Source organism: Alkalibaculum sporogenes (genome assembly GCF_009362815.1).
GTDB classification, from domain to species: domain Bacteria; phylum Bacillota; class Clostridia; order Eubacteriales; family Alkalibacteraceae; genus Alkalibaculum_A; species Alkalibaculum_A sporogenes.
This window is the reverse complement of sequence record NZ_WHNX01000037.1, coordinates 1-22,901: the sequence shown is the minus strand read 5'-3', so window position 1 is coordinate 22,901 and position 22,901 is coordinate 1. Positions and strand designations below refer to the sequence as shown.

Sequence of the window (22,901 nt, the reverse complement as noted above, 5' to 3'; positions counted from 1 at the left end):
CTGCCGAAGGTGGGGTTAATAATTGGGGTGAAGTCGTAACAAGGTAGCCGTATCGGAAGGTGCGGCTGGATCACCTCCTTTCTAGGGAGTTTAGGTAAATGAGAGGTTAGAAGTTGGAAGTAAGAGAAGTTGAAAGTTTTCGCTAAGGCGAAAACAACAATAATCTAACATCTAATATCTAATATCTAGCATCTCAAATGTGGTGCACTATTTTATTTTGAAATACCTTAATAGTTGGACAGTTAGTTAGTTGGCCAGTTGGAAACAACACCAAGTAATAGCTTAAGACGAAAGATGTTTCAAAATTTAATAACATCTCACATCAACAGTAAATTCCGTGGCAATGGCGGAGGGGCTACACCTGTTCCCATACCGAACACAGTAGTAAAGTCCTCCAGCGCCGATGGTACTTGGGTGGCGACGCCCTGGGAGAGTAGGTCGTTGCGGATTTAGTTAAAGGAAAGACTTTAGGCATATCAAAGAGCCTAAAGTCTTTCCTTATTTTCGTATTTTATCCCGCATTAACAGGCACTAAGACTCCCGCTTCAAGATTTAAAGATGATAAAAAGCTAAGTGGGAGATTAAGTGCCTGTAAAAGCCGGATTGGTTCTACTAATATTCAGTAGGGGATGAAGAAAACCCCTACTGAATAAAGTTTCACTATATAAATGCTTTTGTATAATACAATGCTTCTTGAATTAATAAATAAAAAATATGGTACAATAAGTAAAGAAATACTAATGAATAGGATGATAATATGATTAATGGCAATATTGATGGTATAAAGAAAACAATACTCGATACTTTAGAAAACCTAATAGATTACAGAATACCTAAGGATAAAATCTTAGATGAATTTGTAGTTTATACTCTATTAGAAGTTACAGATGCAATTAATAAAGAAGTGTTAATAGTAATTGATAACAGTAATACAGTAGTTGCAGTTGGAGTAGGTGATCATAAAGCGGCAACTTTTCCTGATATAAGCAAACGAATTAAAAAAAGAGGTTTGAATGGACTAATGAGCTTTCACACTCATCCAAATGGAAATCCTAAATTATCAAGTGCTGATATGTCATCTTTACTGGATATTAAGTTTAATCTGATAGGTGCTATTGGAAAAAATAGTATCAAAGAACCTTTAATCAATTTAGGAATAATAAATAATGATGAAGGCAATCTAGTTGTCAATGAGTATGGACCTTTTTCAATTAATAAATTGAATCAATTTCATTATAGTGAACTAGTAGAATCTGTTGATAGCTTTCTAAGAAGTAAGATACATGTAGATACTCTTGAAGAAGAAAAAGCTATTTTAGTAGGTGTGAATACAAAGTCAGAGAGCATATTAGATATAGAAAATTCTATGGAAGAATTGAGAGAGTTGACTTATACTGCTGGAGCAACTCCAATTGATAAGTTAGTGCAAAATAAAGAAAGAATAGATAACAACTTCTATATAGGTAAAGGTAAGCTAGAGGAGTTGCGTATTATGATTCAGAATAATTCGTGTAATTTAGTGATATGTAATGATGAATTAACTTCTATTCAATTAAAAGTTATGGAGACCTATTTAAATGTAAAAATAATAGACCGTACTTCACTAATATTAGATATTTTTGCTAAGCATGCTAAGACAAGTGAGGGGAAGTTACAAGTCGAGTTAGCGCAATTAAAGTATAGACTACCACGTCTGTTAGGTTTGGGAAAGGTTTTATCTAGAACAGGTGGTGGAATTGGAACTAGAGGTCCTGGTGAGAAAAAGCTTGAAACAGATCGAAGGACTATATATAAAGAAATTCATATTTTAGAAAATAAAATTAAGTCTATGAAAAATGTACGACAGCAACAGAAAAGTAGAAGAATAAAAAATCATATTCCTGTTGTTTCTTTGGTAGGATATACAAACGCAGGTAAAAGCACTTTGTTCAATCTTTTGACAGCTAGTAATGTGCTATCAGAAAATAAATTATTCGCTACACTAGATGCTACAACGAGGAAATTTAAAAATTTAGATAGAGAGTTATTATTATCAGATACAGTCGGTTTCATAGATAAGTTACCTCACGATTTAATTAAATCTTTTGAGTCTACATTAGAAGGACTAGTTGATTCAGATATGCTACTACATGTGATTGATTCGTCAAATAAAAATTTTTTGAAGCAGATTCAACTAGTAGAAGAAGTATTGCATTCATTGAAATGTAGTGATAAAAAAATTATTTATGTATTTAATAAAATTGACAAAATGTGTGATGACTTTGATTCACAAGCTTCAACTATAAGAGGTATAAAGTCCATGATCTCTGCTAAACAAGAAATAGGGGTACAAGAGCTATCAAAATTGATTCATAAAGAAATATTTGGTGAAACAATTATAAGAGAAATTAAAGTACCATACTTTGATACAAAGTACATCTCATCATTACATGATTTAGGTATAGTCCTTGAGGAAAAATATGAAGAGGATGGTATTATTATTAAAATTCAATACACAAGTGAGGTAGAGTATTTAGTTCAAAGGTATATACAGTAATTTAGTTGATAAAAAATAATTAGTGGTAAAAAGCAATGGGGGAAAATATGCATTACTATACGATAGAAGGACATAATTTAGCAGAAGATACGATTAAAAAATCTCGGTTTATAATCAATTGTTATCATGTGGAAAATCAGTATGAAGTAGAAAAATATTTAAAGAATATTTACAAAGAGCATTATAAAGCCACACATAATACATTTGCTTATATATTAGGTGAAGAAAAGAATATTCAAAAATATAGTGATGATGGTGAACCATCTGGTACAGCTGGCAAGCCTATTTTAGAAGCAATTAATCAAAGAGAATTATCCAATGTTTTAGTAGTAGTCACTAGGTATTTTGGTGGGATCAAGCTTGGTGGTGGTGGCCTAATTAGAGCATATAATGGAAGTGCTTGCCTTGGACTTAAAAGTGCAAGCTTTATAAGAATGCAATATTCAGCGTTAATAGAAATATCATTTGAATACACTTATTTAGGGAAGATAAAAGCTTTTTTAGATAAAGAATATAAATTAAAAGATACTATAATATATGATGATAAAGTGCATGTAAAAATATTTATTCCTGCAGAAGAAAGCGAAAATCTTATTAGAAACTTAGTAGAGCTTACAAATGATAATATCCATGTGTCAATAATAAGTGAAGAATATATAAAATTATCGTATAAAGAATAAAGCATTACTGTATTCTTTTATGAGTTATTTCTCTTATGCCCATTGCTAGTAAAAAAAATGCAAATAACTTCTTAAGTATCGCTGATGGCATATGGACTGCTAAATATGATCCTAAGATTGCACCGATTATTCCAAAAGGAACGATTTTTTTGGTAATAGATAATTCAATATTTTTGTTTTTTATGTGTATCGGTAAACAAGAGAGAGCAATTGGTAAGTAACAGATTAAATTTGTACTTTGTGCAATTTTTTGATCTACTCCTAGAATTATCGTCAGCATAGGTATTAGTACAATGCCTCCACCAATTCCCATACCTCCCATAATACCAGATAAAAATCCCGTAAGTGTGGCCATTTAAAACATCATCCTTATCGCTGATATAACCATTGCTATACCAAATATTCTACTTATCATATTATTAGATATCTTGTTAAGTACTTTTGCGCCTATAATAGCTCCTATGATAGAACCAATACCTACCTGTATAATTAATGAAAAGTCATAAATTCCATTCTTTACTAGAATATAAGAGCTAATTATACTAAGAGGAAGTATTATTGAAATACTAGTTGCATGAGCTTTTTTATTCTTAAGTTTAAAGACATAATTTAATAAAAGTACTGCAATTATTCCGCCCCCAGAGCCTAAAATTCCGTTTAAAATTCCACATAATAGTCCCATAGATACTATTAAAAAATAGCTATTTTTCTTCATATAATTATGATGGCATTAATTGTTATAAAATATACACTTTTTAATTTGATACACAAATAAGAGCCTAACCAAATACTTTGCATCCGCTGTGGTTTATGGTAAAATAAAATGAAACTTTATTTAGTAGGGGTTTTCTTTATTCCCTACTGAATATTAGTAGAACCAATCGGGCTTTTACAGGCACTTAATCCCCTACTTAGCTTTTTATCATCCCGCAACCTATGACGGGAGTCTTAGTGCCTGTTAATGCGGGATAAATTACGCCAATGAGTTATTATAAGGAGGATAGGCTATGTCGGGACATTCAAAATGGTCAACTATTAAAAATAAAAAAGGTAAAGCAGATGCTATAAGAGGAAAGATATTTACTAAGCTTGCCAAAGCCATTGCAGTAGCAGCAAAAGAAGGTGGTTCAGATCCAGAGAGTAATGCTAAATTAAGAGATGCCATTACTAAAGCGAAAATTAACAATATGCCCAATGATAATATAGATCGAGCAGTTAAAAAAGGTGCTGGAGATCTTTCAGGAAATAATTATGAAACTATAACCTATGAAGGCTATGGACCTGCAGGTGTTGCTGTTGTAGTTGAAGCTTTAACAGATAATAAAAACAGAACTGCAGCTGATATACGCCATGCATTTGACAAAAATGGTGGAAATTTAGGTACTACGGGTTGCGTTTCTTTTATTTTTGAGAAAAAAGGACAAATAATGATAGAGAAGGGCGATTCCGTAGACGAAGATGAATTAATGATGTTATCTTTAGAGGCTGGAGCAGAAGACATGAACTCAGAAGAAGAGGGCTATGAGATTATAACAGATGAGATGAATTTTCAAGCAGTATATGATTCTTTAGAAAAAGAAAATATCAAAATTGCATCTGCAGAACTTGCTATGATTCCTAATACATATACAGAGCTATCTGAGCAAGATGAAAAGAAGATGCAGAAAATGCTAGATATGTTTGACGATAATGAGGACATTCAAGAAGTGTATCACAACTGGGACGAAAAATAGAAACACTTGCTTGATAGCGAATGAACTTTTAAAATTAAGGGGATTCCTTACCATAAGTGAAGGAGTCCTTAATTTTGTAGTATTGGGATTTTATCCTTTTCATATAGTATTCTACTAGAATTAACGAGGTCAGATAGAAAATTTTGTTGGATGTATTTTTTAAAGCCTTTACTTGAATATGTTGTTATATCAATAGGTACATTAACATATTTAAGAATTCTTCTTAAATATATATGTTTTTCCATGTTGCCCATTTCTATATCCCATATAACTAAAAAAATATGTAAAGGTGCAGTTTCACAGTAATATATTATCTCAGGTTCAATCTCTTCTACTATTAGATCTTTAATTTGTATAATTTCCGATTCCAACAATTTAATCTACTCCTTATAAATTAAAAAAAATCTTAAGTACGTATAATATTATATGCTCCTAAATCCATTGAATTTGTCGTAGTTTGTTGTATTAATAGATGTTTTATATTTTTTAAAAAGATCTCTGTATTTAAAACAAATATTTTAGAAAAGAATTAAAATATTTGCATATTAATATTTATATATGGATATGATTTTATTATGAATAAGGTAATAGATATTAAATTGAGTTTACTTTTGACAGTTGTTGTAATATTAAATGTATTTGACTGTTTAGCAACTTTATGGGGGATAACTAACAATTACATCGTGGAAGTAAACCCCATAAATCGAATACTTCTCGATAGTAACCCTCGATATTTCGTGATATTCAAATTGATAACTACAATTTTTTTAATACTTGCTTATACAATTCCAAGTAAAGAGTCTTATTACTTGAGGTACTATGGAGGTATTATAATGAGTATTGCACTTATAGCAGTGTTTATTATACATTTAAAGTGGATTTTTGTTATATTTCTCTGAATTATGGTTAAAATAACCATATAATGGAGGTATAACGTATGAAATATTTAGATAAAATAAAGTGCTTTAGCAAAGAATTTATTATTTTAGGTGTTGTATTGATTGTTGTACTAGGGTTGATACTTGGATATCTGATTGCTGATTTATATAGTAAGTATAATAGAGTAAATGAGATTACAAGAAGTCAAGAATTATCTGAAATAAGTGAAGTGTCTGTTTCCGATATACGTTTAGAAGAAAATGCTACAATAGTATATAGTAGAATTTATTTAAAATGTAATGAACTTAATCAAGAACAAAGAGTAGCAGAAGACAGTCATTTAGGTAAAAATAAAGATGAATTGGAAAAAGTATTTGTAGGTTGGAATATAGTTGAATTTACGCCTGATAAGCTTATTCTTGAAAAAAGTATAGATAGCTACTCTCCTCAATACTACAAAATTAGTACCTATGATAACCCAGATGGTGAGAAAATGGTAGCAGTATATACTTTCGATATGGAGGGAGTTGAAGTACTCCATACAGTGACAAGTACTCCCATAGCATTGTTACATCATAATGAGATACCTAAATTAGAGGAAGGTATATTTGTAAAGGAGAAAGAGGAACTGTACGATATGCTAGAGAATTATGAGTAGTGGCAAAAATTTTACGACATAAATAAGATATCATGTGTTTTTATAACATTAAGCAAGTGAACTAACTGTTTAATAAGAAGTATCATACATTTCGTTACTTGCTATAAATAGCCCTTTTTTATATAATATTTATATAAGAAGGGGGTTTTTTATTGTACGAGTATATTAAAGGTCATATAGCTGATATTTATGACGATAAAGTAATTTTAGAATGTAATGGCATAGGCTATGCTGTTTTTATATCGTTAAATACTTTAGGAAATATAAGTAAAGAGGATGAATTCACTAAATTATATATCCATGAACATATTAGAGAGGATGAAATTTCTTTTTATGGCTTTAATCAAAAAGATGAACGTGAAATATTTAAAGATTTGCTTAGTATCTCTGGAATTGGGCCTAAAGTTTCCCTTGGTATGTTATCTAAGTTTAAAATTAACGAAATACTTAAGTATATTGCAATGGGTGATGAAAAGGCTTTATCCTCGGCACCTGGTATAGGCAAGAAAACTGCAAATAGAATTATACTTGAACTGAAGGATAAGTTCAAGAATTTATCAATCTTAGAAGACACTACTATAAGCTCAAATGACAAAGTTAATAATGATGTTAAAGATGATGCAGTAGCAGCACTAATGACATTAGGGTATAATTATAATGAATCCACTCAGTTAATAGACAAAGTATACAAACAAGACATGGGAGTAGAAGACTTAATTAAAAAATCTCTAACAAGTAAAGATAGCAAAAGGAAACAATAGAAGTAAAGCTATTAGCTATATCTGTAACTATGTTACTAGCAAAATTAAAAATAAAGGTTGGATACAAAGTGTCACTAGATTGGTCTAAGAGTAATCTATAGTTGATAGTGTTGAATGGTAAGTTGACGAAGGATGTGTAACTTTGAATAAAAGAATAATCACCACTGATTTAATAGAACAAGAAGGAGAAATTGAAAAAACCTTACGACCAAAGTTTTTAAGTGAGTATATTGGGCAGGAATCAGTCAAGGAAAGAATGAATATATTTATTCAGGCAGCAAAACAGAGAAATGAAACATTAGATCACGTTTTGCTTTATGGTCCACCAGGCTTAGGAAAAACTACTTTGGCAGGAATTATAGCAAATGAACTAAAAGTAGATATTAGAATTACATCGGGACCGGCTATAGAAAAACCAGGTGATTTAGCGGCAATACTTACAAATCTTAATGAAGGTGATGTTTTATTTATAGATGAAATACATAGGTTAAATAGAAGTGTGGAAGAAATACTGTATCCAGCTATGGAAGACTATGCATTAGATATTATAGTAGGTAAAGGCCCAGGAGCTCGATCTATTAGATTAGATTTGCCTAAGTTTACTTTAATAGGAGCTACAACTCGAGCAGGATTACTAACATCACCTTTAAGAGATCGGTTTGGAGTAATCTGTAGACTTCAAATATATACTAATGAAGAGCTTAGAGAGATTATAACTAGATCCGCAGAAATTTTTAATACGGAAGTAGATATTAAAGCAGCTATGGAATTATCTAAAAGATCGAGAGGTACGCCAAGAATTGCAAATAGACTTCTTAGGAGAATTAGAGACTATGCACAAATAAAAAATAACGGCAATATTGATTTTGATACTACGATTAATGCACTGAAATTATTAGAAGTAGATCCCATTGGATTAGATGAAGTAGATAGAAAAATGCTTTTAAGTATTATTTATAAATTTGATGGTGGACCAGTAGGTTTAGATACTTTAGCTGCGTCTATCGACGAGGAAAAGAACACTATTGAAGATGTCTATGAACCATATTTGCTACAATTAGGATTTATACAGAGGACTCCAAGAGGCAGAGTAGTAACTAAAAAAGCTTATGGACATTTAAATATTGAACAAGAAGAAGAAAACCTTAAATTTATATAAATACTTTATGTTTATATAAAAATATTAAATATAGTTCGGGAAACACATTAAAAATACACAAAAAAACTATATTTTTCATTAAAAAGTTATTGATTTGTTTATTTCTATATGTTAAGATTAATTAAATTAACAAAAGTTCATATAAATTACGATGACGTTATTCAGGAATCCACTGGATAACGTCTTTTTTTTTACAATAATATAATTATCGATAACAAAGACGTTATTCAGAAAACAAACTGAATAACGTCTTTTTATTTTATGATAGTTAAATATCTACTATCATACTTAAATAAAGCGTCACAGACGCTAATCTTTATAAATCAGAAAGGGTGAATGATATGAGACAAATTGCAATCTATGGTAAAGGCGGTATTGGAAAATCAACTACTACACAAAATTTGACGGCTGCATTAGGAGAAATGGGAAACAAAATAATGATTATTGGTTGTGATCCAAAAGCTGATTCAACTAGATTAGTATTAGGTGGCTTAGCTCAAAAAACAGTATTAGATACATTGAGAGAAGAAGGCGAAGATATTGAATTAGATGCAGTACTAAAGGCGGGTTTTATGGGAATTAAATGTGTTGAATCTGGTGGTCCAGAACCAGGTGTAGGTTGTGCAGGTAGAGGTATCATAACTTCAATCAATTTATTAGAACAATTAGGTGCTTACACAGATGATTTAGATTATGTATTCTACGATGTACTTGGTGATGTTGTATGTGGAGGTTTTGCAATGCCAATCCGTGAAGGTAAGGCAGAAGAAATTTATATAGTGGCTAGTGGCGAAATGATGGCAATGTATGCGGCAAATAATATTAGTAAGGGTGTTCAAAAATATGCAGACACAGGTGGAACTAAATTAGGTGGAATAATCTGTAATAGCAGAATGGTGGATAATGAACGTGAGATGTTAGAACATTTTGCAAAAGAATTAGGTACTCAACTTATACATTTTGTACCAAGAGATAATTTAGTACAAAGAGCAGAAATTAATAAAAAGACAGTTATAGAATTTAGTCCAGATGAACAACAAGCTAACGAATATAGAGCATTAGCAAAAGCAATTGAAGATAATAAAATGTTTGTAACACCAAAACCAATGAGTCAAGATAGATTAGAAGAAATCTTAATGGAATACGGATTTTTCGGATAATTGCTGAAAAGTGTATCGTTCTTCCACAACTACCTGTGTAGATTATAATTATGAATTAATACGTTAGAAAAGTATTGAGACTCAATTAATATTATATTTAAATAAGATTTTATGAAGCTAATCTTATATCAAAATAGTATAGGTTAAATAAATTTTATAAATATGCAATTTAAATTTACAAATTTAAAGAGGAGTGAAAGTTATGAAAATGATCAGAGCTATTGTAAGGCCTGAGAGAACTTCAATTATATTAGATGAATTATTAGATGCTGGATATTCTGCGGTGACAAAAGTTGATGTTATTGGTAGAGGAAAGCAAAGAGGTATAAAAGTTGGGAATGTCCGTTATGATGAGCTACAAAAAGAGATGTTAATGTTAGTAGTAGAAGATGACTCAAAAGATGAAGTAGTTAAAATCATTTCTAAAAATGCAAAAACAGGTGAAGGTACATTTGGAGATGGTAAGATTTTTGTCAATGTAGTGGAAGACGTGTATACAATAAGCAGTGGCGCAAATGAATTGTAAAGGGGTTTTCTAAATGAAAGAGATTATTTCAATTATTAGAATGAATAAAATGAATGAGACAAAAGAAGCTCTGTCTCGAGCAGGCTATCCCGCAATGCTATGTAAAAAAGTTAATGGCAGAGGTAAAAAGATGATAAATATGGATATATTAGAAGATCTAATAGAGGGTAAAGAAATTAGTTCGCCTGAAGTATTAGAGACTATAACTGAAAAAGGAAGGTTAATAGCTAAGAGATTATTAACTATTGTTGCACCGGATGAAGATGTGAAAAAAATTGTTAATATAATTATTGAAATTAATCAAACAAATAATATGGGAGATGGGAAGATATTCGTTTCACCAATAGAGGATGCTATTAGAGTAAGAACAGACGAAACTGGTGAATTAGCAATTTGATAGCATTCTTATTATTTTTAAGAAAACGAGCCAAGGATGATTGCATACATACGACGACTATCCATGTAAATTAAAGTCATATACCAAGCGTGTTTTTTGACATTACCTCATTTAAATTTTTTAAAGAAGTCGTAGAGAATATAGAATATTGCTAGTCGGCTAAGACTGCTGCCCTAGGGTTATGAAGTTGTGAATGACTCATGTACTCAAAGACATGGAAGGAGATATAGTTTATGAAAGATGATTTAAACAAAGTAGTTGATAAGATATTAGATAAGTATCCTGCTAAAGTAATGAAAAATAGAAAAGAGCATATTCTTATTAAAGATTCTAATGAAAATAAAGAAATTTCAGCAAATACCAGGACTCTACCAGGAATTATTACAAATAGAGGATGTGCCTATGCAGGATGTAAAGGCGTAGTAATCGGCCCCATTGTAGATATGGTTCATATTACACACGGACCAGTAGGATGTGCTTACTACACTTGGAGTACAAGAAGAAATAAGGGTAGAACAAGAGAAGGTAGTAAGAATTTTATCAATTATTCATTTACTACTGATATGCAAGAAAGTGATATTGTCTTTGGAGGGGATAAAAAATTAGCTCAAGCTATTAAAGAAGCAGTTGAAATTTTTAACCCTAAAGCTATTTCTATTGCTGCGACCTGCCCAGTAGGCCTTATTGGTGATGACATTCAAGCAGTAGCAAAAAAAGCCCAAAAAGAGTATGGTATACCAGTGCTTTCTTTTAGCTGTGAAGGTTATAAAGGTGTTAGTCAATCAGCAGGACATCATATTGCTAATAATAATCTCATGAGAGAAGTTATTGGAACAGTTGATATACCAGTAGAAGATCAAAAACAATTTATGATTAATATATTAGGTGAGTACAATATAGGTGGAGATGAATGGGAAATAAAAAGAGTACTAAATAAAATTGGATATACAGTTAATACCACCATGACTGGTGATGCTGAGTATGAAGATATTGCAAAAGCTCATAATTCAGATTTGAATATTATCCAATGTCACAGATCTATAAATTATATAGCTGAAATGATAGAGATAAAATACGGTATGCCATGGATGAAAGTAAATTTTATAGGTATAGAAAATATGTCTCAAACACTTAGAAACATGGCTAAGTTTTTCGATAATGAAGAACTATATGCTAGAACAGAGACTGTAATTACAGAAGAAGTTGAGGCAATTAAAGATGAGATGAAACATTATAAGAATATGTGTAAAGGGAAAACTGCTATGTTGTTTGTAGGTGGATCAAGAGCTCATCATTATCAAGGTTTATTAAAAGAAATAGGAATGGATACGATAATGGCCGGTTATGAGTTTGGTCATCGAGATGATTATGAAGGTAGAGATGTAATTCCATATATTAAATTAGATGCAGATACTAGGAATATTGAAGAAATTAAAGTAGAAAAAGATGAAAAAAAATATCGTTTAAGAATTCCGATTGAGAGACTAGAACAACTTAAAAAGGAATTACCCATAAATGATTATCCTGGTTTAGTCGTGGATATGAAAGATCAAACAATTGTTATTGATGATTTAAATCACCTTGAAACAGAAATGGTAATTAAGGCTTTAAAACCATCGTTCTTTGGTTCTGGTGTTAAAGACAAATATATCGTGCAAAAGATGGGGATATACTCTAAACAAATGCATTCTTACGATTATTCAGGGCCTTATGCAGGTTTTAGAGGAGCTGTTAATTTTGCTAGAGATACAGCTGCTGGGATTCACACACCAGCATGGAGTTATACAATTCCACCGTGGAAGAAAGAACCAATACTAAAAGGAAAAATTAACACAGAAGGAGTTGAGGAAGTATGTTAGAAAATACGCCAAAGGAGATAACAAAAAGAAGTGCATTAGTTGTAAATCCTGCTAAAACATGTCAACCTATTGGTGCTATGTATGCAGCTTTAGGAATACATGGATGCCTTCCTCATAGTCACGGATCTCAAGGATGTTGTTCTTTTCATAGAATGCATTTAACTAGGCACTTTAGAGATCCAATCGTTGCATCCACCAGTTCATTTACAGAGGGAGCATGTGTATTCGGTGGAAAATCTAATCTTAAAAAAGGCTTAGAGACTGTATTTGAAATATATAATCCTGATGTTGTAGCTGTAAATACTACTTGTTTATCAGAAACTATTGGTGATGATTTAACTGAAATTATACGTGATACTAAAATACCTGAAGGAAAACACGTAATATACGCAAATACTCCAAGTTATTATGGATCACATGTCAATGGATTCTCTAATATGACAAAGGCTATTGTTTCTCATTTGGTAAATGACGAAAAAATTATTGAAAATGGAAAATTAGCTATCATTCCTGGTTATGTTGAGCCTAGCGACATGTCAGAAGTTAAGAGAATTCTAAAGCTAATAGGAATTCCATTTATTATGTTCCCTGATACTAGTGAAGTAGTAAACACACCTAATACTGGGAAATATGAAATGTATCCTGACGGCGGAGTTACTGTCGATGAGATAAAGGATCTAGGTAACTGTGAGGCTACGGTAGCGATGGGGAAATTTGCATCAGAAGCTGCTGCATTTGAATTAGAAAAGAAAAGTGATGTGGAAGCGCATACAATAAAAGTTCCCTTAGGAATTAAAGCAACAGATGATATGATAATGAAATTCTTAGAATTAACTGGTAAATCTATTCCAAAGGAGTTAGAAACTGAAAGAGGTCAATTAGTAGATATAATGGTTGATATTCACAACCACTATCACGGTAAAAAGGTTGCCATATTTGGAGATCCAGACATTGTGATAGCTATGACTGAATTTGCTATTAGCTTAGGGTTAATTCCAACTAGCATATTAACAGGTACACCAGGAAACGCCTTTGAAAAGCAAATAAATGAGATGCTAGAGCAAGCGGGGATAGAAGATGCCAAGGTAAAAGCTTCCGGAGATTTGATGGATCTACATCAATGGATAAAAAACGAGCCAGTTGATATGCTTATAGGAAATACATATGGTAAATATATTGCAAGGGCAGAGAATATTCCATTAGTAAGATTAGGTTTTCCTATATTAGATAGAGTTGGACATAGTTATTTTCCTAGTGTAGGTTATAAGGGTGCTATGAGAATAATCGAAAAAATTAGCACTGCATTCTTAGATAAATACGATATGGAATGTGCAGAAGAAGACTTTGAATTAGTGATGTAATTAAAAAACACTATGTATATAGAAGTAAATAACTGGCGAGGGAGCAAATAAATTTATAATATTTATTTGCTCTTTCTTTAGTTATTAGCTCTTAGCTTTAGGTATTTAGAGCTAAGAGCTAAGAGCTAAGAGCTAAGAGCTAGGGAGGGATATACATGAAAAAATCAGTTGAGGCTTATACGCTAGAAGATAGAAAAAAACATATTGTAGTAAAAGAAAAGAATAAAGAGCAAGGCATTAAATGTGACCAACATAGTATTTCAGGTGCTGTAAGTCAAAGAGCTTGTGTATATTGTGGAGCTAGAGTTGTATTAAATCCAATTACTGATGCTGTTCATATTATTCATGGTCCTATAGGATGTTCTAGTTATACATGGGATATAAGAGGTAGCCTTAGTAGTGACTCTGAGATGTATAGAAATAGTTTTTCTACTGATTTACAAGAGAGAGATATTATATTTGGAGGAGAAAAAAAGCTAGCAGGTGCAATTGATGAAATTGTTGAGTCAATGTCACCACAGACTATATTTGTATATTCAACTTGTGTTGTAGGAGTTATAGGTGATGATTTAGATGCAGTCTGTAAACAAGCTGAAAAAAAGTACAATATTAGAGTAATACCAGTAAAGTCTTCAGGATTTGCTGGAAGTAAAAAAGACGGTTATCAAGCAGCATGTAATGCAATTATTTCATTAATGGACGATAAAGAATACAAAATTGACATTAAAGATCATAGAACCCTTAACTATCTTGGAGATTTTAATCTAGCAGGTGAAGTATGGATTTTAAATAATTATTTTAAAGAGATTGGTGTCAATATGATAACTGGAGTAACTGGAGATTCAACTATAGAGAAGTTAAAAAAGGCACAAAATGCATCATTTAATATTGTTCAATGTGCTGGCTCAAGTATCTATTTAGCTAAAATGATGGAGGAAAGGTTTAAAATCCCATATGAACAAGTTAGTTTCTTTGGGATTCAAGATACTGCGAATTCACTTCTCAACGTTGCGAGGCTGACCGGTGACAAAAAAATCATAAGAGATACTGAAGTATTTATCAAACAAAAGAAAGCAGACATTGCATCAATTCTCCAAAAGTATAAAGAAAAATGTGCTGGCAAAAAAGTTGCAATCTATGTTGGAGGAGGATTTAAAGCTATTTCACTAATCAAACAATTCAATGAATTAGGTATGACTACTGTTATGGTGGGAACACAGACTGGACGACAAGAGGAATATGATACTATCAAAGAATTAGCAGAAGAAGGAACGGTTATCTTAGATGACACTAATCCAACAGAATTACAGAAATTCATCAAAGAAAAAGGAGCAGATTTATTAGTTGGCGGAGTTAAGGAAAGACCTTTAGCTTATAAATTAGGCATTGCGTTTATTGACCACAATCATGAAAGAAAACTACCTTTATTAGGGTTTGAAGGGGCAGTAAATTTTGCAAAAGAAGTAGACTTAACAGTAAATAGCCCAGTGTGGAATTTAGTAAGGGAGGGGTGACGATATGAATAAAAACTATGTAAACTTAGATGTTAATCCGTGTAAAATGTGCATGCCCATGGGTGGTTCCCTAGCATTTAAAGGTATAGAAAATTCTATGATTTTAATGCACGGCTCACAAGGTTGTAGTACTTACATTAGAAGACATATTGCTACCCATTATAACGAACCTATTGACATCGCCTCAACTTCCCTAAGTGAGAATGGAACTATATATGGCGGTGCAAAGAACTTAAAACATGGGATTATGAATGTGATGGAATCATATAGCCCCAAAGTTATAGGAGTTCTCACTACATGTTTAGCAGAAACTATTGGAGAAGATATTAGAGGAATAATAGAAGAATTTAAACAAAAGAAAGATATTAGTTGCTTAGATATTATTCCTGTATCGACTCCAGGATATGGTGCGTCTCATTTTGAAGGATATTATCATACAATAAGAAACATTATTTCATTTTATAATGAAAAACAGGCTATACCAAATGAGAAAATCAATATTATTGTTTCCAATATTACTTCAGCAGATATACGAGAAATCAAAAGAATTATAGAGTTGTTTCAAGTAGAGTATGTTCTAATTCCAGATACTTCTGAGACATTAGATGCACCATATAAGGAAAACTTTACTAAAATACCTGATGGTGGAACATCAATAGAAGACATTAAACAAATGTCAGGTGCAAAAGCAACTATTGAATTGTCTGTTCTCATTGATGACATTTATAGCCCTGGTAAATATTTAGAAGATCTGCATCAAGTGCCCTTATATCAATGTCCAATCCCAATAGGTATGAAAAATGTAGATTCCTTTATAAAAGCGTTATGTACAATCACTGGTAGAGAAATACCCGTTAGCCTAGTTGAAGAACGAGGAAGAATGTTAGATGCCATAGTTGATTCTCATAAATATAATGGTGAAGGGCGAGCAGCTATTTACGGTGATCCAGAAATCGTATATGCAGTGACTACATTGTGTAATGAAAATGGTATTAAACCTATGATTGTTGCATCTGGATCTAAATCATATAAAATAAGAGATTTATTGAAGTTAAATGAATCTGTAGTGATTCCCGATACAGATTTTGAAACTATTCATAAATATGTCAAAGAATTAAAGCCTAATTTACTTATTGGAAATTCAGAAGGTAAGTTTATTAAAGAAAAAGAAGGTACTGATCTCGTAAGAATAGGTTTTCCTATTCACGATCATATTGGAGCTCAACGAAAACTATATGTTGGTTATAACGGAAGTCTAAGATTTCTAGATGAAATTACTAACACTCTATTAGATATTAAGCACCATGGATATCGAGAAAGATTATATAACGAATTTTATGTAAATAAAGGGGGTAACAAGAATGCGCAATTGTAGAGGATGTTCAGGAAAAGCTGATAAAAATACATATTTAAAAACCGGTTTATCAAAAGAAACTATGGATAAAACATTAAAACATCCATGTTACAACAAAAATGCTCATGATAATGCAAGGATACATCTGCCAGTAGCGCCAATATGTAATATTAAATGTAAGTTTTGCAATAGGAAATTTGATTGTCAAAATGAAAGTAGACCAGGAGTTACTAGTAATCTTTTAACGCCGGAGAAGGCCTTAAATACATTTGAATACTATAATAGCAAGGTTGAAAATTTAACGGTTATGGGAATTGCAGGACCAGGAGATGCTTTGGCAAACTTTGATAAGACTAAAAAAACTATTCAACTAATAAGAGAAAATCATCCTCATGTTGCTATATGTTTATCTACAAATGGACTACTACTTCCAGAGTATGCAAATGAGCTAAATGATTTAGGTGTTACGCATCTAACTGTAACCATTAATGCAGTAGATCCAACTATTGGTGAAAAGGTATACGATTATATAGATTACAAAGGAACGAGATTAGAAGGAATAGAGGCATCAAAAAAATTACTAGAGAACCAATTGAAAGGTTTAGAAATATTAAGGAGTTTAGACGTCATGTGTAAGGTTAATATTGTTGCAATCAAAGGTGTAAATGACTTTCACGTAAAGGATGTAGTGGGGAAAGTAAAAAGTTTAGGTGTTACCTTAACAAATATTATGTCCCTAATCCCTGTAAAAGGAACCGCCTTTGAAAATCATGAGTCTATGTCTAAAAAAGAACTAACAAAATTAAGAAGAGATTGCGACATGTTAGTAACTCAAATGTTTCACTGTAGACAATGCAGAGCTGACGCAGTAGGAAAATTAAGTGAAGATATATCACAAGCAAATTAATATGTGTAACTAAATCGACAAATTCTAAATGTTGTGATGAAGGATCTTACCCCCCCGTCGCTTCATCCTCTTAGTTTTATATATGTATTAAAAATATATTATTAAGATAGTGATTTTAAGTTATTAATGCTTTGTAAAATCTTATTTTAAGATAGTAAAGTTAGACTAGCTCGCTGAGGTCCAAATTTTACTATCTTACTTGAAACGCGTCGAAGACGCTTTTCTTGAAATAGATTTTATTATTACTTTGAACTTTATAGTGTGAGTTATGAGTGTAAATTATTAAAATAGGAGAGTGTTGTAAATGGAAAAACCAAAGTACCATGTTTTTGTATGTGGAAGTGCGAGATTAGTAGGAGAAAATAAAGGGTTTTGCCTTCAAAAAGGTGCAATAGATATCATTCAAAATTTTAACGAGGAAATTCAGGATAGAGGATTAGATAGTGAAGTAATGGTTTCTAGCACAGGATGCGTTGGATTATGTTCTATGGGACCCGTGGTTATGATTTATCCACAACAAATATGGTATGGTAAAGTAACCTCAGATGATGTAGAAGAAATTGTTGATGCACTAGAAAATGGTGAAACCATAGAAAGATTGGTGATATAGTGTGCATTTTAATCCTGGAGTAAGAGGATTCTAAGCTAGTTTATTAAGAGTGAAAATTGAAAACATTAAAATAGAATTTAAAGAGTGGTGAGCATAGATGAGACTACATATAATAGATACGACTCTTAGAGATGGCGAACAAACACCGGGAGTTGATTTTAATTGTGATACTAAGGTGAAGATTGCTAGTGCATTAACTGATTTAGGAGTTGATGTTATTGAGGTAGGCATACCTGCTATGGGAGATGAAGAGATTGAAGCTATTAGAAAAGTGTCGCAGTTAGATCTTAAATCTGAACTCCTTACATGGAATAGACTACATTTTGATGATATAGAGGCATCCTTAAAAACAGGTGTAAAAAATATTCATATATCTGTACCTGCTTCCTTTATACAAATTGAAAAAAAACTACGAAAAACTCCTGAACATATAATTTTAGACATTAGTCGTATTATAGAGTATGCCATTAAAAAAGGGTGTAGGGTATCAGTTGGAGCTGAGGACGCTTCTAGAGCAGATGAAGATTTTTTAATTAATCTATATAAAGTCGCAATAGAAGCTGGAGCAACTAGGTTAAGATATGCAGATACTTTAGGTGTATTAAGTCCTTTTCAAACTATAGAAATAATTAGGAAGTTAAAAGAAGAACTAAATACTGAAATAGATTATCATGGTCATAATGATTTTGGAATGGCTACAGCAAATGCGCTTGCAGCTTATAAAGGTGGTTCTAATTACATTAGTTGTAGTATTAATGGATTAGGGGAAAGAGCTGGGAATACACCATTAGAAGAAATAGTAATGTCACTTTTGTATATGGAAAAATGCAAAACGAATATACAAACTAATAAATTAGTTGCCATATCAAAGCTAGTTGAATTTTACTCAGGTAGATTCCAAAGCTTAGGTAAACCGATTGTGGGAGAAGGAGTGTTTTCTCATGAATCAGGTATACATGTCGACGGTCTGCTAAAAGATAAAAGTAATTATCAGTATCTTGATCCAACTCTCTTAGGAAGAACAAATCAATTTGTACTTGGCAAACACTCTGGCAAATCAGCTTATAAAACATTAAAAATGTAATAATTACCTTTTAAAAAGTATGGTTAGTTTATCCTCATTGAATAGAATTTTCTAATACTTATACACATTATGTGTGAGAGAAGCGTATTTTTAAAACAAACGCCAACACGCTCTCGCCAACACAAATGGAAAGAACTCAAAGAGAACCTAAATTTTTTAAACTCGCTGTGCTCAAACAGAAAAAAATCTTAACGGTTCTCTTTTCCTTCTTTTGAATTAAGCGAAGCTATCGTTTGCTAATGTTTTAAAAATACTCTATATAGTTAGCTACTTTGATATGTTTTTTTAAAAAGGGTTCGTAGAACCATTAAATGATAAATAACAAAACAGAAAAGCGTATTTTAAATAATTTTTCATGTGATAGTCGTGATATTTTAGGTAAATAATGTCGAATATTATTGTATTCAGTGGTATAATAAATTCTATATAACATTGTGGAGGGTGCAATGGATGGAAAACAAAATAGATACTTCTAAAATTAATAATATAATTCAAAAGAATAATCAAAAAACAAGGTCAAGTAATGTTGTTGTAGACTCATTTACGAATGTACTTAATGCTGCTATTTTGGCAGCAGATATGAGTGATTCTTTAGAGCATGTTTCTATAGGAACTCCCATGCAAAATGCCCTGACACTTAGGTGTTTGCTTGGCAGTGTGAACTTGCCTAAAGCAGAAGCGTATGGAAGTAATGATTACACGCAATTTCTACCTTCTTATGGTACAGGAGAATATACAGCAAGTACAGCTCAAGAAATATCTAGAAACATTAGTAGAATGTATGAAGGTGGAGAAGTTGCTGGAAACTTTGATGGACAAGGCATTTCTATAGGGTATTTACAGTGGAATCTTGGGTCAGGGACTTTACAGCCACTTTTGAAAGAAATTTCTTCACATGCAGATTTTAACAAAATATTTTCCGGCACAGTAACAGTGAAAGACTCTAAAGGTAATTTACAGAGTGTATCTATGGCAGATGAAATCAGGTCAATGCTTGGAAAAAGTAGAACTGAACAATTACAGTGGGCGAAATCTATTAATAATAGTAATAACAAATTAAAAGAACCGTGGAACGGAGCGTTTAATAAATTAGTTAAAAATGAAAATTTTATGAAAATTCAAGATAAATACGCAAAGCCATATTTTAATAAAGCGGATAGAATTGTCAATGACTCTGACATTGGAGTAGGAACAGTTAGAGGATATGCATTGGCTTTTGATATTGCTGTACAAAACGGATCAGTTAAGCAAACGGCAAAAAATCTTATTGTAGAGGCTTTAGCAGGAAAAAATAATAAACTTACAAATCCTAAAAATCCAACACTTACGAAAAATCAAAGAGATGTGGTCATAGATCTTCATAAAAAACTTGAGGGTGTAACTGATGAAGATACAAGAAAGTTATATTATACTGCAGCAGCAGTAGCAATTAGTTCGAGAAATCAATATGCTAAAGATGTATGGTCAAGAAAATCGACTATTGTCTCAGGATCAGGTGTAGTACACGGCAAATCATATGCATTACATAGTATGGGATTGTCCGATAATGCACTAACATAATTAATTTAATTAATAGTTGTTAATGCACATTTAGAGGTAGTGTAGGTAGTGTAATAAATTTTGCATACTCTATCTTCTCCTATAATTATTCATATTTTTATTTGCTCCACGTTCTTCAACAATACATGCGGCAAATGCTGTTATGGGAATGGTAATGACAACACCCATACTTCCTGATAGTGCTCTTAGAATTTCTGATGAAATCATATCCCAATTGATAATTTGACTGAAGGGAGTATCATTGGCCATTAATAGTAACATGAGATGTAGTGATCCTCCTGTATAGGCTAAAATTAAAGTGTTAGCCATAGTTGCCATAGTATCTTTTCCTACGTTCATTCCAGCCTTAAGTAGATCAACAGATTTTATTCTAGGAGAATTAATTTTTATTTCATGAATTGCTGCTACAATAGAAACACTTACATCCATTGTAGCTCCCATAGTTCCGATAATAATCCCAGAAAATAATAAACCGCTAAAGTCAAAATTGATCTGTTGTGGCATTTCAATAAGCATTTGTGCTTCATCATTTCCCAAACCTGTTATTTTTGCTAAACTTCCTATAATAATTGCGATAATTCCTGCAAGAACCACTCCTCCTGTTGTTCCTATTATTGCAGAAAAGGTTTTTCGGTTGAATCCACTGACTATCAATAATGAAATGCAAATAATCAAGATACACACAACAACAGAAACCAAAACAGGATCATAACCTTTTAGTATAGCAGGTAATAATATCTTTATTACAGCTGTTATGGTTATAAAGAGAGAAATAATTGCTCTAATACCTTTAGAACGCCCTACAAGTACTAAAGAGAAGGCAAAAGCTAGTAGCAAATAAAGTAGATATTTATCTCTAGCAATCTCTACTACATATGCTTCGGTAAGGAAGTTGTTTTCATCCACTAGCAATTGTATAAATACCTCATCACCTTGACTTAGCTTTATAGAGTTATATTGTCCGCTATAATTATAGCTTAGTTGGTACTTAGCAATAATCTCTTTTCCCTCATATAAACCTTCTAAAATACGTACATTAACTACTTGTACATCATCAGTTTCACTTTCTATGAAATCTTCGATATCAGATTTAGGATCAACTACTACAGCCCTTGTATAGTATGTCTCGTCAGATGTGCTAGTAAAGAAAACAGAGTAAGAAGCAAAAATTATAGTTGATACAACTAAAATAAAAGCAAATAATTTAAATTTATTCATTAAAAGCACTCCTTTGTATTATCTTATTAAATTATATGCAGGAATACTAAATAGAATAACTAGGTTAATTTGATATAAAAGGTTTGAGTTTGGATTTTATTATGGCTAGTATTATTATTATAAATAGTATAATATATATGATGAAATAAAAAAGAAATAATATTTAAGCATCAATTTTAAGTAATGTTCAAGAGTAAAATTTTGGTTAATACTTGTTATTATAAAAAAGATGATATGTGTATTCAAAGGAGATCTCAAATGAAAAAAAAGAAACGAGAAATAGTTATATTAATTGTCTTAATCTTGATTGCAATAGTACTCGTGATCATAGGAATTACAGCGTATGTTAAGAGTGACTTAAAAGAACTACAACAATTACCTATATCTGATGTAGAACTAACAGAAGTAGAAGATGGAGTGTACATAGGTAGTTATAAATGGTCTCCAGTATATGCAGTTGTAGAGGTAACAATAAATAATCATGAAATAACGCAGATTGATTTAATTGAACATGAATATGGTAGAGGTGCCCCCGCTGAAATAATTACGCAGAAAGTCGTAGAAGCTCAAACACTTGATGTAGATATAGTTAGTGGAGCAACTTATAGTAGTAAAGTAATACTAAAAGCAATAGAAAATGCATTAGAATAATATTAGTTAAAAGAGTTGATTGTTAAGTAATACCAATCAACTCTTTTTAATTATCGCGAAGGTAACGAGCCAAGCGTCTGCTTGCAGACATTTGGCGACTACCCGCGTGGCGCAAAGAAACAGGCAAAGCATGTTTCTTTAAGTAATCGCGAAGGTAACGAGCCAAGCGTCTGCTTGCAGACATTTGGCGACTACCCGCGTGGCGCAAAGAAACAGGCAAAGCATGTTTCTTTAAGTAATCGCGAAGGTAACGAGCCAAGCGTCTGCTTGCAGACATTTGGCGACTACCCGCGT

Annotated in this window: 24 protein-coding genes and 2 rRNA genes; 22 read left to right on the top strand and 4 right to left on the bottom strand. The window is 31.9% G+C overall.

The window, feature by feature from the left end:
- The 4 genes from GC105_RS14850 to GC105_RS14835 form a co-directional block, all read left to right on the top strand.
- A 16S ribosomal RNA gene (locus tag GC105_RS14850) occupies nt 1-81 on the top strand; the annotation flags it as partial.
- Between the two features lie 252 nt (nt 82-333).
- Nucleotides 334-450, top strand: a 5S ribosomal RNA gene (gene rrf / locus GC105_RS14845).
- Between the two features lie 307 nt (nt 451-757).
- Nucleotides 758-2,536 carry a GTPase HflX gene (gene hflX / locus GC105_RS14840; RefSeq protein ID WP_152806419.1) on the top strand — a complete coding sequence of 593 codons (1,779 nt, stop codon included), beginning with the start codon at nt 758-760 and terminating at the stop codon, nt 2,534-2,536.
- A 47-nt stretch (nt 2,537-2,583) separates the two neighbouring features.
- Nucleotides 2,584-3,216, top strand: a complete 633-nt coding sequence (locus GC105_RS14835; RefSeq protein ID WP_193708438.1) for a YigZ family protein — start codon at nt 2,584-2,586, stop codon at nt 3,214-3,216.
- Between the two features lie 4 nt (nt 3,217-3,220).
- On the opposite strand, the gene GC105_RS14830 is transcribed toward GC105_RS14835, so the two are convergent.
- Entirely contained in the window at nt 3,221-3,571 is a 351-nt protein-coding gene (locus GC105_RS14830; RefSeq protein ID WP_152806416.1) for a sulfite exporter TauE/SafE family protein, read from the bottom strand.
- The gene (locus tag GC105_RS14825) at nt 3,572-3,931 is read right to left on the bottom strand and encodes a TSUP family transporter (RefSeq protein ID WP_152806414.1); all 360 of its coding nucleotides are present in this window, start codon (nt 3,929-3,931) and stop codon (nt 3,572-3,574) included.
- A 292-nt stretch (nt 3,932-4,223) separates the two neighbouring features.
- On the opposite strand from GC105_RS14825, the gene GC105_RS14820 reads away from it, so the two are divergent.
- Complete coding sequence (locus GC105_RS14820; RefSeq protein ID WP_152806412.1) at nt 4,224-4,949, top strand: YebC/PmpR family DNA-binding transcriptional regulator; 726 nt, start codon at nt 4,224-4,226, stop codon at nt 4,947-4,949.
- A gap of 68 nt (nt 4,950-5,017) precedes the next feature.
- On the opposite strand, the gene GC105_RS14815 is transcribed toward GC105_RS14820, so the two are convergent.
- Complete coding sequence (locus tag GC105_RS14815) at nt 5,018-5,323, bottom strand: hypothetical protein (protein ID WP_152806410.1); 306 nt, start codon at nt 5,321-5,323, stop codon at nt 5,018-5,020.
- A 201-nt stretch (nt 5,324-5,524) separates the two neighbouring features.
- On the opposite strand from GC105_RS14815, the gene GC105_RS17745 reads away from it, so the two are divergent.
- The 15 genes from GC105_RS17745 to GC105_RS14745 all read left to right on the top strand — a co-directional run bounded on the left by GC105_RS17745 (nt 5,525) and on the right by GC105_RS14745 (nt 20,738).
- A complete protein-coding gene (locus tag GC105_RS17745; protein ID WP_425481539.1) occupies nt 5,525-5,848 on the top strand; it encodes a DUF5658 family protein in 324 nt (107 codons plus the stop codon).
- Nucleotides 5,849-5,886: 38 nt separating this feature from the next.
- Complete coding sequence (locus GC105_RS14810) at nt 5,887-6,486, top strand: hypothetical protein (protein ID WP_152806408.1); 600 nt, start codon at nt 5,887-5,889, stop codon at nt 6,484-6,486.
- A gap of 152 nt (nt 6,487-6,638) precedes the next feature.
- Nucleotides 6,639-7,247 (top strand): Holliday junction branch migration protein RuvA, encoded by a 609-nt coding sequence (ruvA, locus tag GC105_RS14805; protein ID WP_152806406.1) that lies wholly within the window; start codon nt 6,639-6,641, stop codon nt 7,245-7,247.
- Nucleotides 7,248-7,389: 142 nt separating this feature from the next.
- Nucleotides 7,390-8,406, top strand: a complete 1,017-nt coding sequence (gene ruvB / locus GC105_RS14800; protein ID WP_152806404.1) for a Holliday junction branch migration DNA helicase RuvB — start codon at nt 7,390-7,392, stop codon at nt 8,404-8,406.
- A gap of 341 nt (nt 8,407-8,747) precedes the next feature.
- Nucleotides 8,748-9,566, top strand: a complete 819-nt coding sequence (gene nifH, locus GC105_RS14795) for a nitrogenase iron protein (protein ID WP_152806402.1) — start codon at nt 8,748-8,750, stop codon at nt 9,564-9,566.
- A 202-nt stretch (nt 9,567-9,768) separates the two neighbouring features.
- Nucleotides 9,769-10,092: a P-II family nitrogen regulator gene (locus GC105_RS14790; protein WP_152806400.1), complete on the top strand. Its 324-nt coding sequence runs from the start codon at nt 9,769-9,771 to the stop codon at nt 10,090-10,092.
- A 13-nt stretch (nt 10,093-10,105) separates the two neighbouring features.
- Complete coding sequence (locus GC105_RS14785) at nt 10,106-10,489, top strand: P-II family nitrogen regulator (RefSeq protein ID WP_152806398.1); 384 nt, start codon at nt 10,106-10,108, stop codon at nt 10,487-10,489.
- Nucleotides 10,490-10,722: 233 nt separating this feature from the next.
- Nucleotides 10,723-12,348 (top strand): nitrogenase molybdenum-iron protein alpha chain, encoded by a 1,626-nt coding sequence (nifD, locus tag GC105_RS14780; RefSeq protein ID WP_152806396.1) that lies wholly within the window; start codon nt 10,723-10,725, stop codon nt 12,346-12,348.
- Nucleotides 12,342-13,709 carry a nitrogenase molybdenum-iron protein subunit beta gene (gene nifK / locus GC105_RS14775; RefSeq protein ID WP_152806394.1) on the top strand — a complete coding sequence of 456 codons (1,368 nt, stop codon included), beginning with the start codon at nt 12,342-12,344 and terminating at the stop codon, nt 13,707-13,709. The genes nifD and nifK overlap by 7 nt, the downstream gene beginning before the upstream one ends.
- A gap of 155 nt (nt 13,710-13,864) precedes the next feature.
- Nucleotides 13,865-15,223, top strand: coding sequence for a nitrogenase iron-molybdenum cofactor biosynthesis protein NifE (nifE, locus tag GC105_RS14770; protein WP_152806392.1), 1,359 nt, complete (start codon nt 13,865-13,867; stop codon nt 15,221-15,223).
- 4 nt (nt 15,224-15,227) lie between these two features.
- Nucleotides 15,228-16,598, top strand: coding sequence for a nitrogenase component 1 (locus tag GC105_RS14765; RefSeq protein ID WP_152806390.1), 1,371 nt, complete (start codon nt 15,228-15,230; stop codon nt 16,596-16,598).
- A complete protein-coding gene (gene nifB / locus GC105_RS14760; RefSeq protein ID WP_152806388.1) occupies nt 16,585-17,484 on the top strand; it encodes a nitrogenase cofactor biosynthesis protein NifB in 900 nt (299 codons plus the stop codon). The genes GC105_RS14765 and nifB overlap by 14 nt, the downstream gene beginning before the upstream one ends.
- Before the next feature lie 304 nt (nt 17,485-17,788).
- Complete coding sequence (locus GC105_RS14755; RefSeq protein WP_152806386.1) at nt 17,789-18,094, top strand: (2Fe-2S) ferredoxin domain-containing protein; 306 nt, start codon at nt 17,789-17,791, stop codon at nt 18,092-18,094.
- A 97-nt stretch (nt 18,095-18,191) separates the two neighbouring features.
- Complete coding sequence (locus GC105_RS14750) at nt 18,192-19,178, top strand: homocitrate synthase/isopropylmalate synthase family protein (protein WP_152806384.1); 987 nt, start codon at nt 18,192-18,194, stop codon at nt 19,176-19,178.
- Nucleotides 19,179-19,628: 450 nt separating this feature from the next.
- On the top strand, nt 19,629-20,738 hold the full coding sequence (locus GC105_RS14745) for a hypothetical protein (protein WP_152806382.1): 1,110 nt from the start codon (nt 19,629-19,631) through the stop codon (nt 20,736-20,738).
- A 69-nt stretch (nt 20,739-20,807) separates the two neighbouring features.
- Here GC105_RS14745 and GC105_RS14740 read toward each other — a convergent pair whose 3' ends face one another.
- A complete protein-coding gene (locus tag GC105_RS14740; protein WP_152806380.1) occupies nt 20,808-21,956 on the bottom strand; it encodes a YibE/F family protein in 1,149 nt (382 codons plus the stop codon).
- A gap of 258 nt (nt 21,957-22,214) precedes the next feature.
- On the opposite strand from GC105_RS14740, the gene GC105_RS14735 reads away from it, so the two are divergent.
- Both GC105_RS14735 and GC105_RS17065 read left to right on the top strand, forming a co-directional pair.
- Nucleotides 22,215-22,607, top strand: coding sequence for an FMN-binding protein (locus GC105_RS14735; protein ID WP_193708437.1), 393 nt, complete (start codon nt 22,215-22,217; stop codon nt 22,605-22,607).
- 81 nt (nt 22,608-22,688) lie between these two features.
- On the top strand, nt 22,689-22,901 hold a 213-nt coding region (locus GC105_RS17065; RefSeq protein WP_207706989.1), incomplete at its 3' end, for a hypothetical protein.